Genomic DNA, 16,447 nt, shown 5'->3' with positions numbered 1-16,447 from the left:
ATCAAAAAAAATTGATGAATGAGGTCATCTTCCATGAACAATCTGAAACAAAAGTTGGAGCAGTATGAGAAGAAATTCAAAGCGCTCGCCGATCAGAGACGATTAGAAATTATGTATGAGCTGTGCCAGCGAGGGAAAACGTGCGTCTGCGACCTTACGGAAGTTTTTGACATGCCGCAATCCAAGCTCTCGTACCATCTCAAAGTTTTGCTGGACGCCAATCTGATTACAAAAGAGACAAAAGGAACATGGAGTTACTACGATTTGAATGATGAGGAAGTGAATCACCTGCTATCGGAAGAGCTTTGTTGCATCTTCAGGAAAGCCGGAAAAGGAAGCTGCTGCTAATTTTTTTTGATCCTTACATCAATTTTTTTTGATGAATGACTTTTGAATCAGGGGAGGAATCAGAAATGAAGTATGCGCACGTTGGAATCAATGTTTCGCATTTGGCGAAATCAGTTGAATTTTACCAGAAAATGTTTGGGGTGAAGCCTGTAAAGGTCAAGGGCGATTATGCGAAGTTTTTGCTGGAAAGCCCAGGGCTAAACTTTACCTTGAATGTTCGGGACGCGATTCGCGGTAACCAGGTGAATCACTTCGGCTTCCAGGTGGAACGCGCAGAAGAGATCGCTCTTCACAAGGAACGATTGGAAAAGGAAGGCATCCTGGTGCGTGACGAACTGGATACGACCTGCTGCTATGCTGTCCAGGACAAATTTTGGATCACCGATCCGGACGGAAACGAATGGGAGTTTTTTTACACAAAGGCTGACAGCGACCTCCGCTATACGAAACAAGTAGCTTGCTGTGTAGAGGAAAATACAGCGCGGGATACAGTTTCGTGTTGCTAAGCCAAAAAGGAGTATTTCATGAAGCCATTATCGTTGTTAGACCATTTCTTGACCCTCTGGATTTTTCTTGCGATGGCAGTCGGCATTTTGGCAGGGACGTTCATACCGGGTTTTACGAATAGTTTGCACCGTTTCCAGATGGGCACCACCTCGATCCCGCTTGCCATCGGCCTGATTTTGATGATGTATCCCCCGTTGGCAAAAGTTCGATACGAGGAAATGGCTCGTATTGGGAAGGACAAAAAAGTTCTTTTCCTGTCGCTGCTTCAAAACTGGGTGATTGGTCCGATCCTGATGTTTTTGCTGGCCGTCATTTTCTTGGCCGATCAGCCAGAATACATGGCAGGGCTGATTGTGATTGGCTTGGCCCGTTGTATTGCGATGGTCATTGTGTGGAATGACCTCGCCAAAGGGGATACAGAATACGCGGCTGCGCTGGTGGCATTCAATTCGGTGTTCCAGGTGCTCTTCTTCTCCATATACGCGTATGTGTTTCTCACGCTCATTCCGGAATGGCTGGGCATCCAGGGAGCGATGGTGACGTTTACCATGGCGGACGTGGCAAAATCGGTGCTCCTGTACTTGGGGATTCCGTTTCTTGCCGGGATGCTGACGCGTTTTGGTCTGGTCAAAGCAAAGGGCAGGGAATGGTATGAAAAAGTATTTCTGCCCAAACTAAGTCCGCTCACGTTGGTTGCCTTGCTTTTTACCGTCATCGTCATGTTTTCGATGAAAGGGGAAAGCATCGTCAGCGTACCTGTAGACGTCGTTCGCATTGCGATTCCTTTGCTGATTTACTTTTTCGTGATGTTCTTTCTTGCTTTTTACATGGGGAGGAAGATCGGTGCCGCTTATCCGGTTACGGCGACCTTAGCGTTTACAGCAGGCAGCAATAACTTTGAGTTGGCAATCGCCGTAGCCATCGGTGTGTTTGGGATTCATTCAGGCGCAGCGTTTGCAGCAGTTATCGGCCCGCTTGTGGAAGTGCCTGTGATGATCGCCTTGGTTAACGTCTCATTATGGTTGCGCCGAAAATATTTTGCTAACACATAAAAGTTGAAAAGGGGAGGACAGGATGGAAAACAAAAAAACGATTTACTTCTTGTGCACAGGGAACTCTTGCCGGAGCCAAATGGCCGAAGCATGGGGAAAGAAATACTTGGGCCACGCCTGGAATGTGTTTTCAGCCGGGATCGAAGCGCACGGTATCAATCCAAATGCTGTGCGAGCGATGCAAGAAGTCGGAATCGACATGTCCGATCACACCTCAGATGTGATAGATCCGGCCATTTTAAACAAAGCGGACCTTGTCGTGACGCTTTGCCATCACGCGGATTCCGCTTGCCCGATCACACCGCCGCATGTGAAACGGGTTCATTGGGGATTTGACGATCCTGCCGGAAAAGAATGGGCGGAATTTCAGCGGATTCGCGATGAAATCGGTTCCCGGATCAAGAGATTCGCCGAAACGGGAGAATAAAATTTTGCCTCGCAGAAAGAAGACTAAAAGCCCGTACCTCCCCGGTAACGGGCTTCTTCCACGTCCAAACCCTCACACTCCCCCCAAATAAACCGCTTCACAAAGCGCCCTTGGCCGCCCGAGCAAAAATCCTTGGCCGAGGGGGACGCCCAATGTTTTTGCCGTCGCCAGATCGTCGGGTTCCTCCAAGCCTTCCAGCACGAGATGGGATTGGCCCCGGCAAAAGTCGACGAACAGGGAGACGAGCTTTTGCTTGTTGGGGCTGAGCGCCAACTGGTTGCCAAAGTAGCGGTCCAGCTTCACGATGTCTGGCTCGTACTCCACGATTTTTCGCAAAGATGCAGCACCGGAGCCTACATCATCAAGCGCGATCAAATAGCCGTATGCGCGCAAGTCGCGAATTTTTTGCCCGAGAAGCCGAATGTCCCACATCTTGTCTTCCTCTGTCGCCTCGTTGATCTCCAGCACGATGCGCTGGCAGCAGGCGGGATGCGCGGCCAGCATCTCCTCAAGCAAGGCGCAAAAACCCGGATGCAGCAAGGTCGAAGGAAACACATTGAGAAACAAATAAGGCGCGTGCTGCGTTTGAGACACTTCGGCAAAGTAGGCAAATACAGCTCCGCGCATGGCCGTCGTGTCCAACTCGTACAGGCGGCCGCTTTGGCGGGCCGTCTGGAAAAGCCGCTCAGGCGAAGCGCCGGATGAGCAGCGTAGCAGAGCTTCGTATCCGAAGCATTTTCCGTTAGCCAGCTCGACGAGTGGCTGAAAAACGGAATAATGCGCTTGTGGCTGGATAGAGTCGGTCATGAACAGAAATTCCCTCCTGATTAGGAGTATGCAAACGACCCCTCGTCAAAAGGGGCAAGAGAACAGAATTTTCCCTGCAGAAAAATTGTTTCGTTCAGGAAAGATTGAGTTTATTCTACAACACAATAAACGATTTTGCAATTAAGTTTACCAAAGGAAACATTTTTGGGTATGTACAAAATATTTTTCTTCTTGTACACTGTCCTTGTAATCCACTGAACAGGAGGAATTTTCCAATGGGAGCTTTTACATTGCCACAATTGCCGTATGCCTACGATGAACTGGAGCCGTATCTGGATGCGAAAACGATGGAAATTCATCACGGGAAACACCATGCTACCTATGTCGCCAATCTGAACAAGGCTCTGGAAAACTACCCCCAGTTCCAGAACGCTACGGTGGAGGAGCTTATCTGTCACTTGAACGATTTGCCGGAAGAAATTCGCACAGCGGTCCGCAATCACGGCGGCGGCCACTACAGTCACAGCCTGTACTGGTCGATCATGAGTCCAACGGGCGGCGGAAAGCCGCGCGGGGACATCGCCAAGGGTATCGACAAGCACTTTGGCAGCTTTGCGCAAATGAAGGAAGAGCTGACGAAAGCCGCCATCAGCCGCTTCGGCTCCGGCTGGGGCTGGCTGGTCGTCGACGGGGACAAGCTGGAAGTGACGAGCACGCCGAATCAGGATACGCCGTTCATGGAAAAGAAAACGCCGATTTTGGTCGTGGACGTCTGGGAGCACGCCTACTATTTGCAGTACCAAAACAAGCGGCCGGATTTCGTGTCCTCCTGGTGGAACGTCATCGATTGGGAAGAGGTCAACCGGCGCTACAACGAGGCCATGAGGTAAACCGTGGGGATGGGAGCAGCGGCTTTTCGCGAACCGACCACCCGGCAAAAGCTATTGTTGTACATGAAAAAGCACGGGACGGTCAGCGTCCAGGAGCTGGCGGAGCATTTGCGGATTACGAAAGTCGCGGTGCGCAAGCATTTGGATGTGCTGCACCGGGAGCGCTATCTCGACGCCCAGATCATGCGCCGGCAGGTTGGCAGGCCCGTGTTCGTGTACCAACTGACGCCACGGGCCGAGCGCTTGTTTCCGACGGAGTACGAAGGCTTGGCTGTGGAGCTGCTTGGCGATATGGGCGACCTGTTTGGCGATTCGCTCGTGCATGCGCTGTTCGAGCGGCGGATGGAGCGGACGGCGCAAAAATATCGGGAAAAGATGGCGAATCAGTCGTTTGAGGAACGGCTGCAAACGCTGGCGCAGCTTCAAAATGACTACGGCTACATGGTCAAGCTGGAAAAACGGGCAGAGGGCGTCTATTTGTTTCGCGAGACGAATTGCCCGATCGCCCGCGTAGCCGACTGCTATCGGCAGGCGTGCCAGTGCGAGCTGCGCATGTTCGCCGCGCAGGCTCCGCCAGTAGGGAAGGAAGCCAAGCTTTCGCAGCAAGCGCCGCCTACGAGGACAGACGACTATGCCAAAAGGGGGCGGTCGGGCGTATGAATATAGCGAAGAGAAAACGTTGACCCAACGAAAGAAAGGAGGTTGCAAATGGCTGTCCCCCAACTGAAACGAGCGTCCGCGAAAAAGCCGCCTTTTTTAAACCACGGAGAACTAAAGCGCGCCCCCAAAAGCCCCCAGCAAACGTTTTTGCGCGTGAAGCAGCAACTGGCGAAGCAGGAGCTAACGGCTGACAAGCATCCGCCGCTGCGGCCGAGAGGAAGCAAGCTGGCAAAAAGCAAAGCCCCTCTCGTCCGCGTCCAGGCCAGACAAGAGCGAAGGACAGGGAAGCCTGTCGGCAAAAAGTCGCCCTGGAGCAAGTCCCCATGGGTCAAATCGCCATGGACCAAGCCGCAGCGCCAGCGGACGGCTGCCGCTCGTCCTCCCGCAGAAGCATGGGAGCAAGCCGATGCCGATGAGCTGCACGACGTAACTGGACAAGAGCCTGCCGAAGCCAGGGGCGAGGTCAGGGGCGCGCCTGAACTTGAACCTGCTCCCGATACCGCAGTCGCTAGGCTTTCGCAACAACAGCCCATGCCGAGGCAACAGGCGAACACCGGGAACAACCAGGTGGTGTTTGCCGATGTTTCCTACGCCGAACAGGCAGACCGCGCTTATATGCAAGTGTCTGTGCTCGAAGAGGTGTGGGAAGTGAACTGGGTACACCCGATCCAGGCGTGCTGGAAGCAGGAGTGGTGGGAGCTGCACCCGCAGATCGTGATGGATGTGCAGGAAGCGCGCTATGAGGACAAGGGGCGCGTGGTCTGGGTCCGTGGCGAATTTGAGCTGACCGCCTTTGGCACGACGGGAGAGGCGGGCAAAGTCGCGCATGAGACGCTGCGCCTTCCCTTTACTTCAACCGTGCTGCGCCCTCCCGTTGCCCAGGAAAAAGCAGAAGCGAGCCTGCTGCTCGACAGCAGCCCGTTGTCCTTGCCGGAAAAATGGATCGAGACCGGGGATTGGAAAGTGAGCCTCATGTCCGAGCCGTTTATGAAGCACGGTGCGAGCGTACGCGATTACAAAGGGGTGACGATCGTAAGCGGGCGAATCTGGTGGTTTCGCAAGCAGTTGGTTCCGCTGCGCGGACTGGGCCAAGTGTGAGCGCATCTTTTGGCGATCAATAGCAGGCAGGAGACAGAGGGCCGAAAGAACGGGATGCCCGTCCACGTATGGACACGTTGACAGGCAGATGCACACTTGGCATGTCCGGGCTGTACATACAGGCATGCCGGATTGTTGCTTAGGTAAATAAAAACGGATGGAAACGGAAAGTACAAAAGGAAAAAATGGGTAAATCACGCTCAGCAACAGCCAAGTCCTTTGCGCAGTCCAGGCCATACAATGAATGGTAAGGCCATGTATGGACAAAGGAGGCGATAAACCAAGTGGGAAAACACAGCGAGTCAAAAGAAGGCAAGTTCAAAATGGAATACTATTGCGATGATGACAAGCACAAGGACAAGCACGACCACAAAGACAAGGAAAAAGACAAAGACAAGCACAAACACGAGCATAAGCACAAACACAAAGACGAGCATGACTGCAAATGCGAGCATGAGCACAAGCACAAGCCTGACAAGGAGCACGAGCACGGCAAGCCGAGCCCGCAATCCTGCGGCGTGGAAAACGTGCGCGTGTTCGGCTCCAGCAAGGAAGCGGCCCTTTTTCCGAAGACGATCAAGGTGCCCGTGACATTGGCCGAAATCTCCGTCGTCGTTTGTGTGGAAGCAGATATTCAACTGGAAAAGCCGGCGCTGGAAATCATTCGCGCGTGGAAAAGCGTCATCCTCGAACAGTGCGAGCTTGTGCCGACATTCAATCCGTACGTGGCGAAACTGTTTGGGAGCGGCTTCATCCGCAAAAACATCGAGTACGCCACTGCCGATCGCGTGTCCGGAAGCGCAGTTTGCGGAGACATTCGGCACATTTCTGCCATGATACCGTTCGATTTTTGCGTGGGAATTACATTCCCTGCGGGCGGGCCATCCTTGCAGCTTACCCCTGATTTTTCTTCCTCGGGCGAACTCGGCAACAAAGGAGGAACAGGTGCGCAGTTGAACCTGGGATTGTTCGGAAATCGCCAGGTGTACAACGAAAAGCCGTACTGCGAGCTGGTGTACTCCGAATTTACCGAGCTGGACATCGGGCAAGACTTGAAAAAAGTGAAAGCCGCCGAGCATGCTTTTTCCCATGTGCGCGAGAAAATCGTCCTGAATCTCGGCCTGAAAGTTTTGCAAGATCAGCAAGTGCCGCTGCCAGTAGTGACACCTCCGCCAAAACCACCCTATACGTGCAAGTAATTTCGACAAGGAAAACAGCAAAAAGAAGAGGCCGTTGAGAGAGGGCCTCTTCTTTTTGCCCGTGAAAAAACGATGGAATGCAGGCGCGATTCGCTACATACAACAAGGAGTGGGCATCAAGCTGACCCAGCAGAAGAGACATCGCCCATATCCGTGGTTTTTTGGCAAGCGGCGGTTTTTGCGTGCCTGTTTTCCTCGGCGGCTGAGGGGAAGGGGCGGACAGACTGGCTTGCCGTGGCACAAAACGATAGGAGCAGAAGCCGGAAGTAGTCCAGTAGGAGTGAATTTATTTTATGAATCAAATAAATCAGCGACAAGCGTCATACATTTTTTTCGAGCGGATTTGTTGCGAAAGACATCTTTTTCGACAATGAAAGTAGGTCGGCGGGAATAGAAAACGGGGAGGGCAGCCCTTGATACGCGCAGAAAAAGGGCTTCTTTGGCGTGTTCCAGGCAGTTGTCCAAACAGGGAGAAAGACGTCGAATCTTGGAAGAAAAAAATACCATTTTCCTAATTGACATTAAGAATCATTATCAAATATCATGTATTTGCAACATTTATATAACGATAATGATTATCATTGTCGCAAGAGGAAAGGGAGAAGGTGCCTGTGGTGATTCGATCTAACCTGGAAGTAACTGGTGAAAGAAGGACCGCTTCTGATTCTATAGTTTCGTGCGTAGGTCACACGCCTTTAGTCAAGCTGAGCCGTCTGTTCGCGCAGCACGAGGTTGAAGTTTTCGCCAAGCTGGAGCTGATGAATCCCGGCGGGAGCATGAAAGATCGACCAGCGCGTTACATCATCGAGCAAGGATTGCGAGACGGCACCATCCATAAAGACACGCATTTGATCGAGAGCACCTCGGGAAATCTCGGGATTGCCATTTCCATGATTGCGCGGGTGTACGGACTTGCGTTTACGTGCGTCGTCGATCCCAAAATCACGAAGACGAACCTGACGATCATCAAGCAGCTTGGCGCCAACATTGAAATGGTGCAGGAGCCTGACGATCAGGGCGGCTATTTGAAAACGCGGATCAAGCGCGTAAAAGAACTGGTGGCAACGATACCGAATGCCTATTGGATCAACCAATACGCGAATGAAAACAACTGGAAGGCGTACTACCACGGTACTGCGAGCGAAATCGTGGAGCAGACAGGCGGCAAAGTCGACTACCTCGTCATGGCTGTAAGCACGACGGGAAGCATTCTCGGCACCGCGAGAAGACTGCGGGAAGCGAACCCGAATCTGAAAGTGATCGCGGTAGATGCTGTCGGTTCGGTCATTTTCGGAGCGCCACCTGCGCCGCGCGAGCTGCCCGGCATCGGTTCGAGCCGCGTTCCCGAGCTGTTCAGGCGGGAGGAAATCGACGACGTCATTTTTGTCAATGACAGCGAATCCGTGCGCGGGTGCCGGGAGCTGCTCGCCGCCGAAGGCATTTTTGCCGGAGGCTCGTCCGGCTCTGTCATCACGGCGATTCAAAAAATCATTGCCACCTTGCCTGCCGGTTCGCGCGTCGTGACGATCTTGCCGGACAGAGGCGAGCGCTATCTCGACAGTGTGTACGACGAAGCCTGGGTCGAAAAACTGAACAAGCCAGCCGTAACGGTATAAACGGTATAAAGGCACAAAAAGGAGCGAAAACATACGATGTCCACTCAACCATCTATCTTGTATTTGTCCAAGTCTGATATTGCCCAACTGGGAGGCGATTCCTCCGATCTGTACGTCACGGCCGTGTCGCGGGCGCTGGAGCTGCATGCAAAAGGCGATTTTGTCCAGCCGCTGAAGCCGTACTTGCGTGTCAATGAAGCAAACGGCCATATTGCCGACCGGATCATCGCGATGCCGGCTTATGTCGGCGGCGAAGCGCCTGTCTCCGGGCTGAAATGGATTGGCAGCAAGCACGACAACCCGAGCAAGCGGGGACTGGAGCGGGCCAGCGGATTAATCATCCTGAACGACCCGGTCAGCAATTATCCGATTGCCGTCATGGAAACGAGCCTGATTAGCGCGATGCGTACGGCTGCCGTTACCGTGATCGGGGCGCGCTATCTCGCCAAAAAAGATTTTCAGACGGTAGCGTGCATGGGTTGCGGCGTCATCGCCAGCACACAGCTTCGCTCCATGCTCGAGCAGTTCCCGCAGATTACGTCGATCTATTTGTTTGACTTAAATAGCGATGCGGCTCGCCGATTAGCCGACCAATTGCGCGAGAAAGCGCCGGCTGTGGAGGTCGTCATCGCTACGAGCGCCGAGCAGGCGGTGCGTGCGGGGGAAGTCGTCATTACGTGCACGGTGGTCGACCAGCCGTACATTCCGTTTGAGTGGCTGCAAAAAGGAGCGTTTGTCAGCAACATCTCGATTATGGATGTACATAAAGAAGTATTTCTCAAGGCAGACAAAGTCGTGGTAGACGACTGGGATCAGTCGAACCGGGAGAAAAAAGTGATTAACCAGCTCGTGCTGGAAGGAACGTTTTCCCGCGAGCAACTGCACGCGGAGCTGGGAGAAATTTTGCTGGGGAAAAAAGCGGGTCGCGAATCCGCAGAAGAGATCATTCTCTTGAATCCGATGGGGATGGCGGTCGAAGATATTTCGAGTGCCTATGAAATCTACCAAAAAGCGGTGGCAGAAAACGTAGGAACCCGGCTGCCTCTGTAACGGAGCGAGAGGAGAGAAGCTAGTGATGGAAGCTGATTTGCTGGAAAAAGAGCACCCGCTTTTGCACAGAGCCGAGCAACTTGTTTTTTGCGACCTCATCAATGCGCTGTTGCAGGAAAATTTGGCCGGATTGCTCGATCGGGCACGCATCGAGCGCACGTGGCCGGGGCCTGCCGCGCACGAGTGCAGCGAGCTTGGCGAGGGCGAGCAGTACTTGCGCCTTCCGCTCGGCGATGAGCGCAGCCTGGTCGTTCGTGTCAAAGCCGCGCCGTTTATCCAGCCGTACAAACTAAGCAGGCTGCCCGCCGTGCTGGTCGATCAGCGGGCAAACAGCGTGCAGGAGCTGACCCCGATCTCGTTCATGCAACGGTTCGCCGATGCGCTCTCTGCGGTTGAGCGGCAGGCAAGCATGCCCAATTTGCAAGACTTTCAACAGGAATTGCGAGATTCGATTCGCCATACGGCTTTGTCCATGCAGGCCAGCACCAGTCTGGAACAGAGCGAACAAAAAAGCGACGACGCAGCCCTTCTGCAAGCCGAGCGCTTCTCCGCCATGCGGGACCGCCCCTTCCACCCGACGTCACGGGCGAAAAGAGGCTGGAGCGACGAGGACTACCGCACGTACAGCGCCGAGTATGGGCGAGCGTTTGGGCTGGATTGGCTCGCTGTCCGCCGCGACTACGTCCAGGCGAGTACCGCGCAGGATGTCGCCGACTTTATTCTGGACGAAGCAGAAAAAGCGCGCTTGCGTCAGGCGGCACGCGAAGCGGGAATTGACGAGCAGCGCTACTTGCTGATGCCTGTTCATCCATGGCAGACGGACCACGTCTTGCCCGCCTTTTACCGCGAAGAGCTGGCGCAGCGCATATGCGTGCCTGTCGTCCGGGGATTGGGCGCGTTCCGTCCGACTTCATCCGTGCGGGCGCTGGTTCCCGCAGGCCGCCAACGCTATCACGTCAAGGTGCCGATCGGCATATATTCCTTGGGCGCACTGCGACTGTTGCCGCCGCGCTATTTGTACAACGGAGCGAAGGGGCAGCAATTGCTTGTGAGCGTCGCGGAAAAAGACGAGCGGCTGAGACAACGGCTGCGCCTGTGCGACGAAACGAACTGGTGGGGGTACCATGATGCGGCGGCCGATCCGTTTGCGGATAAGCCTGGACATCTGGCGTGCCTGATTCGCGAATACCCCGCCGATCTGCTCCGTGACGATGCTGTACAACTGATCCCGATGTCCGGCCTGGCCGTCGTCGATCCGCAAGGGAAAAACCCGGTGTTTGCCGCATGGCTGCGGGCACGCTACGGGGAAGACGCAGGTGTGGCGGAAGTTTTGCAATTGTTCCGGGAAATTTGCCACATGCTGATCGACACGTCGCTGCGCTTGTTTTGCTACGGGATCATGCCGGAAATTCACGGGCAAAATGTGCTTTTGATCGTGCGCGACCACCAGACAACCGGGCTTTTGCTGCGCGACCACGACACGATCCGGCTGCATTTGCCGTGGCTTGCGGCGGCAGGCTTGCAAGAGCCGGCCTATCGCATCAAGCCCGGCACGCCGAACAGTCTCATCAACGAGACGCCGGAGAAGCTGCTCTCCTATTTTCAGACGCTCGGGGTGCAAGTCAACCTATATGCCATTGCGGATGCCTTGATGACCGCTTACGCCATCGAGGAAGCTGCCTTCTGGCGCGTAATCATGTCAGTCGTGCGCGAATCGCTGGGTGAAGAGGGGCTGCCGGAGCAAGCGCGAGACGTCTGGAAGACGCAACTGCTGGAGGCGGATACATGGCCGATTCGCCTGCTCTTGACGCCGCTGTTGCAGCGCACCGATTCCGGCGGAGGGAGCATGCCTGCCGGGGTAGGCAGCACCAGCAATCCGTTGAGGCAGCTCGAAGCGGCAGATGAGTAGCGCGACTTCGTTTGCCCGCAGCTTTCGGATTTTGTGGGCGGGGCAGTTTTTCTCTACGTGCAGCTTGACCATCATCGTTCCGTTGCTCCCTTTTTACATGGCGGAGCTGGGCGCAACCCTTCCCGAAGCAAACCGGATCTGGACGGGTGTGGCGCTGGCCGCTCCGGCGGTGACGATGTGCCTGTTTTCTCCGCTCTGGGGAAGATACGGCGATCAGGTAGGGAAAAAGTGGATGGTTGTGCGTGCATTGGCTGGTATATCCATCAGTTTACTTTGGATGGGGCTGGCAAGCTCGCCGCTCGTGTTTGTATTGGCGCGGCTGCTGCAAGGCGCTTTTGGCGGTGTCGTCGATGCCGCCGCCGCTTTTGCCGGGGCACAGGCGAGCGAAGGGACGAAAGGCCGCGCCCTGGGCAATCTGCAAAGCGCGACGGCCGCAGGCTCGCTGACAGGTCCGCTCATCGGCGGGCTGCTCTCCGACTGGTTCGGGCTTGCGACGATGATTTTGTGGAGCGCACTGTTCACTGCGCTGTGCAGTGTAGCGGCGGCAGTGGTCTTGCAAGAGCCAGCGAGCGGCAGGAACCTCGAGAGTCGCGAAAAGCTGCCGATTGCCCATGCGTCCCAGGAGATGCTGCGTCACCCCCGAATCCGCAACATGCTCGTAGCCGGAATGCTCGCCCAGTTTGGCGTGTACGGCCTGGTCGCGATCTTTGCGCCCCACGTGGAAGGAATCGTCGGGAGCGCGTACGCGGCTTCCTGGGTGGGGGTGCTACAGGCCGTGACCTGGAGTGCGACTTTTCTCGCCGCTCCGTGGTGGGGGCGGCGCAACGACAGGAAGCGCATCGAAAAAAATGTGTGCGTGGCCCTGCTTGGCTGCGGCGTCAGCATCGTTTTGCAAACGTGGCCGGCTGACGTCATCTGGCTGTTGCCGCTTCGGGCGCTGCAAGGCTTTTGCTTCGCTGCGCTCGTGCAGTCGATCTTTCTCGTGGTCACGCTAGAATCTGCGGAGAATCGCCGCGGCGTCTACATCGGACTGGCGAACTCTACGCTGACCATCGGCCAAATCATCGGTTCGTTGCTGGGAGCCGGATTCGGTGCCCTGCTTCCGCTGGAATGGGCGTTCGCGGCGATGGGGCTGGCGTTTTTGAGCGCAGCGGGCTGGCTTGCGCTCACGGCTCCCCGCCAGCGGCTGGCCCACGCTGCACTACCTTATCATCCCAAAGAGGTGAAGAATGAGTGACACTAGACACCGTGACAAACAGACGTAATCAGGCTGAGACAGCAGCAATCGAGCGTCTTTTCAACGCGTTTTTGCGAGAGACAGGGGTGTTCGACCCGACCGTGCGCGCAGAGGGCGGTGCGCTCGCCGACTTGCCGCCGGACATCGTTTCGCACCTGCAGGCAGAAGGTTTGCCGATGCGAGTGAAGCTGCCCGCGACCGCGGTGGAAATCGTCGGCTCGCTCACCTATTTTTCGGCTTTCGGCCATCATCGGTACGGTCATTCGTTCTGGCTGCGGCAGGCAGGAGGACAGGAAAAGGAGCTCACGCCCGTTTTGACGGCAAGCACACTGGCTTCCGCGCTGCTGCACGAGCTGGCAGAGTCGGCGCCGCCTTCGCTGCCGAAAACGGAGCTGGTCCAGACGTTGCTCGTGCAGGTCGAAAATTCCGTGCAAAAGACGAACACATACGTGGAGTACAGCTTGCGAGAAGGGCGCGCCCTGATGCTGCGGGAGGGAATCGAACGGTTTTTTGCCGCTGAACAGGCGATGGTGTACGGCCATCCGTTTCACCCGACGCCGAAAAGCTCGCAAGGCTTTACGGCGGACGACATGACGCGGTACGCGCCGGAGCTGGGCGCTTCCTTTGTCCTGCATTACTTCGCGTGCGCGCCCGAGATTGTCCGGGAAGTGAGCTTGACGGACCAGCCGCATGCCCACGACTGGATTCCGGCGGCGGTGAGCGAAGCGGCCAAAAGCAAGCTGACGGCAGCGCAGCAGTCATACCGTCTGCTGCCGTGCCATCCGTGGCAGGCCGAGCACGTAAAAAGCTGGCCGAGCGTGCAGAGTCTTCTGGAAAGCGGCTTGCTCGTCGATCTCGGGCCGCTTGGAGCCAAGGTGTATGCGACTTCGTCCGTTCGAACAGTCTGGGACCCGAATCACGCTTATTTTTTCAAGCTGCCGCTGAACGTCAGGATCACGAATTTCATTCGGGTCAATCCGCTCGATCAGTTGGAGCGAACGATGGACGCCAGCCGCGTCATGGCAAAACTGGCTCCCGTGGTGCAGGACAAAGCCTTTACGATTTTGCAGGAAGCAGGGTACCGCACGATTGCGCCGCAAGCGGCAACGCCGGAAGAACAAGAAAAGCTGATCGAGAGCTTCGCGGCGATTTTTCGGGAAAATCCCGTCGTGCTTCCGCTGGATCAGGACCTGCCAATCGTCGTCGCGTCCGCGTTGGAGGAACCGCCTCATTCCGTGTGGCCGCCGATCATGGACGCGGTGCGGGAGTCGGCGAAAAAGCAGCCGCATCTTGCGTTGTCCGCGTGGCTGGACAAGTGGCTGAGGCAGTATCTCGACATATCGCTCGTGCCGCTATTGCGCCTGTTTGTGCGGCACGGGGTCAGCATGGAGGCGCACGTGCAAAACTCGATGGTCGCTTTGCGCGACGGCTGGCCCGTCCATTTTTACGTGCGCGATCTGGAAGGCGTCAGCATCAGCCGGGAGCGCGCCCGCGAGCAAGACATGTTCGGCCGCTGCCTGAGTGAAAACAGCCCGGTTCTGTACGCAGAGGAAGAAGCGTGGAGCCGCTTCCAATATTACGTCATCGTCAACCATGTCGGGCATCTCGTCTGCACGTTGGCGCATGGCAGCTCGGTTCCGGAGGAAAAGCTGTGGCACATCGTGGGAGACGTGATCCGCTCCGCCGACTTTTTCCCCGAGGCACAGGCGTTGCTCGAAAACTTGCTGGAGTCGGAGACGCTGCCCGCCAAAGCGAACTTTATCAGCAGCTTCCAGCGGCGCGGGGAAAGACCGCTCTACGTCCCCGTTCCTAATCCGCTGGCGCAATCGAGGAGGAAAGTATGAAGCAGACACAAGCTCCAAACGATTTTGCCAAGCAGGCTGCCACCGTGGAAGCCGCGATCCAGTCCGAGCAATACGTTCGGGTGCGGCGAAGAATTTTTCGCCAGTTGCTCGAAGCGTTGCTCTACGAAGGCGTAATTCCGGCCGTCACCAATGAGGACGGCAGCGAAACAGTGTTTCGCATCGCCGGGCAGACAGAAGAGGGCAAGGCTGTCACCTACATTTGCCGCGGGCAGCGCCGCTTCACCTTCGGGCGCATCCGTCTGTCCGACGGCCCGATCTTGCGGGTAGCCGAAGAAAAGAGCGAAGAGGCCCAGTCGTTCGCCCAATTTTTGCTGGAGGTGCGCCACGCGACCGGAGCAGATGAAGGCCGACTGACCGCGTTCATCCACGAGCTGGAGCATACGCAGCTCAAGGACACGCTGGCCCAGTACGAGCGCCAGTTGCAGGGCAGCTCCTTTTCCTTGCGCGATTACGACGCGCTGGAAGCCGAGATTATGGACGGACATCCGTACCATCCGAGCTATAAATCGCGAATCGGCTTTGACTACGCCGACAATTACCAATACGGTCCCGAGTTCAAAGAGGAGCTGACCTTGCTCTGGCTCGCGGTAGCGAAAAAGCACACCCGTTTCGCCATCTCGGCGCAACTGGAGTATGAGCGCCTGCTCCAAGAAGAGCTGGGCGAGCAGCAGGTTGCCGCGTTTTCCCAAGTGATTTGCGACAGGGGGCTTGATCCGCAAAACTATTGGTTTGTCCCGGTCCATCCATGGCAGTGGAAAAACATCGCGACTACGGCTCTTCTGGAAGATTTGCGCAACAACCGCGTGATTTTGCTTGGTCCGGCACAAGACGCTTATCGGGCGCAGCAGTCCATCCGCACGCTGGCAAATGTCAGCGCCCCGCGCAAAGCTTACGTGAAACTGGCGATGAGCCTCATCAACACGTCGACAGGGCGGATTCTCGCTCCGCACACGGTCGCGAATGCTCCGGTCATTTCCGACTGGCTGCACGGAATCGTCCAGTCGGATGCGTTTTTGCGGGACGAAGCCCGCGTCGTGCTCTTGCGTGAACGGATGGGAATTGCGTACGACGCCCCGCCGCATGCGGCGCTCGTGCAGGCGAAAACGTACGGCGTGCTCGGTTGCATCTGGCGGGAGAGCTTGCATCCGTACCTGGAACCCGGCGAGCAGGCGCTGCCCTTCAACGGACTTTGCTCCCTCGACGGCAACGGCCGCCCGCTGATCGCACCGTGGATCGAGCGCTACGGGGCAGAGGCATGGCTTATGCGGCTGTTTGAGGCAAGCGTCCTGCCGATCGCGCACATGCTCTACGCGCACGGAATCGCGCTGGAATCGCACGCGCAAAACATGGTGCTGCTCCACCGGGAAGGCATGCCTGTACGCGTCGCGCTGAAAGACTTTCACGACGGCATCCGCTTTTCGAAAAAGCATCTTCAGGCACCGGAAAGCTGCCCGGCTTTGCTCGGCACGCCAGCCTATCACGCCCGCGTGAACCGCAACTCGTTTATTGAAACCGACGATCTCGCCCTGGTTCGCGACTTTATGCACGATGCCTTTTTCTTCATTAATATAGGCGAACTCGCGCTGCTGATGGCAGATGCTTTCGGCTTTTCCGAAAAGCGCTTCTGGGGGCTGGTGCGCCACGTGCTGGAAGCGTACCAACAGCGCCACCCGCATCTGGCGGAGCGCTTCTCGCTTTTCGACTTGTTTGCGCCTGCGATTGAGGTCGAGCAACTGGCCAAACGCAGGCTGTTCCCGGACACGGAGCTGCGCGTGCACAAAGTGCCGAATCCTTTGGCTGACAATAGAGCGCACCGTTAAA

The 16,447-nt window shown here is 56.0% G+C and carries 15 protein-coding genes; 14 read left to right on the top strand and 1 reads right to left on the bottom strand.

All coding sequences use genetic code 11. The features are described from left to right. Positions 1–33: 33 nt before the first annotated feature. The 4 genes from arsR (at position 34) to arsC (ending at position 2,334) form a co-directional block, all read left to right on the top strand. Positions 34–348: an arsenical resistance operon transcriptional regulator ArsR gene (arsR, locus tag M655_RS14125; protein WP_005831900.1), complete on the top strand. Its 315-nt coding sequence runs from the start codon at positions 34–36 to the stop codon at positions 346–348. A 65-nt stretch (positions 349–413) separates the two neighbouring features. Further along, a complete protein-coding gene (locus M655_RS14120; RefSeq protein ID WP_005831902.1) occupies positions 414–854 on the top strand; it encodes an ArsI/CadI family heavy metal resistance metalloenzyme in 441 nt (146 codons plus the stop codon). Between the two features lie 18 nt (positions 855–872). Continuing rightward, positions 873–1,907, top strand: a complete 1,035-nt coding sequence (gene arsB / locus M655_RS14115) for an ACR3 family arsenite efflux transporter (protein WP_026557171.1) — start codon at positions 873–875, stop codon at positions 1,905–1,907. A gap of 22 nt (positions 1,908–1,929) precedes the next feature. Continuing rightward, positions 1,930–2,334, top strand: a complete 405-nt coding sequence (gene arsC / locus M655_RS14110; protein ID WP_005831906.1) for an arsenate reductase (thioredoxin) — start codon at positions 1,930–1,932, stop codon at positions 2,332–2,334. Between the two features lie 72 nt (positions 2,335–2,406). Here the strand turns inward: arsC and M655_RS14105 are convergent, their stop codons facing one another. Further along, on the bottom strand, positions 2,407–3,141 hold the full coding sequence (locus M655_RS14105) for an EAL domain-containing protein (RefSeq protein WP_026557172.1): 735 nt from the start codon (positions 3,139–3,141) through the stop codon (positions 2,407–2,409). Between the two features lie 236 nt (positions 3,142–3,377). On the opposite strand from M655_RS14105, the gene M655_RS14100 reads away from it, so the two are divergent. The 10 genes from M655_RS14100 (at position 3,378) to M655_RS14055 (ending at position 16,446) form a co-directional block, all read left to right on the top strand. Further along, entirely contained in the window at positions 3,378–3,992 is a 615-nt protein-coding gene (locus M655_RS14100) for a superoxide dismutase (protein WP_025846702.1), read from the top strand. A 9-nt stretch (positions 3,993–4,001) separates the two neighbouring features. Further along, a complete protein-coding gene (locus tag M655_RS14095; RefSeq protein WP_026557173.1) occupies positions 4,002–4,652 on the top strand; it encodes a helix-turn-helix transcriptional regulator in 651 nt (216 codons plus the stop codon). A 48-nt stretch (positions 4,653–4,700) separates the two neighbouring features. After that, entirely contained in the window at positions 4,701–5,750 is a 1,050-nt protein-coding gene (locus tag M655_RS14090) for a hypothetical protein (protein ID WP_051353872.1), read from the top strand. Positions 5,751–6,034: 284 nt separating this feature from the next. Next, on the top strand, positions 6,035–6,949 hold the full coding sequence (locus tag M655_RS14085; protein WP_242507359.1) for a CsxC family protein: 915 nt from the start codon (positions 6,035–6,037) through the stop codon (positions 6,947–6,949). Positions 6,950–7,563: 614 nt separating this feature from the next. After that, positions 7,564–8,565: a 2,3-diaminopropionate biosynthesis protein SbnA gene (sbnA, locus tag M655_RS14080; RefSeq protein WP_277986642.1), complete on the top strand. Its 1,002-nt coding sequence runs from the start codon at positions 7,564–7,566 to the stop codon at positions 8,563–8,565. Between the two features lie 36 nt (positions 8,566–8,601). Beyond that, on the top strand, positions 8,602–9,615 hold the full coding sequence (sbnB, locus tag M655_RS14075; protein ID WP_035422698.1) for a 2,3-diaminopropionate biosynthesis protein SbnB: 1,014 nt from the start codon (positions 8,602–8,604) through the stop codon (positions 9,613–9,615). 25 nt (positions 9,616–9,640) lie between these two features. Continuing rightward, the gene (locus tag M655_RS14070) at positions 9,641–11,524 is read left to right on the top strand and encodes an IucA/IucC family protein (protein ID WP_051353873.1); all 1,884 of its coding nucleotides are present in this window, start codon (positions 9,641–9,643) and stop codon (positions 11,522–11,524) included. Further along, positions 11,517–12,761 carry an MFS transporter gene (locus M655_RS14065; protein WP_051353874.1) on the top strand — a complete coding sequence of 415 codons (1,245 nt, stop codon included), beginning with the start codon at positions 11,517–11,519 and terminating at the stop codon, positions 12,759–12,761. Before M655_RS14070 ends, M655_RS14065 begins: the two co-directional genes overlap by 8 nt. After that, complete coding sequence (locus M655_RS14060; RefSeq protein ID WP_051353875.1) at positions 12,758–14,605, top strand: IucA/IucC family protein; 1,848 nt, start codon at positions 12,758–12,760, stop codon at positions 14,603–14,605. Before M655_RS14065 ends, M655_RS14060 begins: the two co-directional genes overlap by 4 nt. After that, entirely contained in the window at positions 14,602–16,446 is a 1,845-nt protein-coding gene (locus tag M655_RS14055) for an IucA/IucC family protein (protein WP_051353876.1), read from the top strand. Before M655_RS14060 ends, M655_RS14055 begins: the two co-directional genes overlap by 4 nt. Position 16,447: the final 1 nt, after the last annotated feature.

Source organism: Brevibacillus sp. NSP2.1 (genome assembly GCF_000470975.2).
In the GTDB taxonomy this organism is placed as follows: Bacteria; Bacillota; Bacilli; order Brevibacillales; family Brevibacillaceae; genus Brevibacillus; species Brevibacillus agri.
Note: the sequence above shows the minus strand (reverse complement) of the source record. Positions and strands in the feature narration are given on the sequence as shown.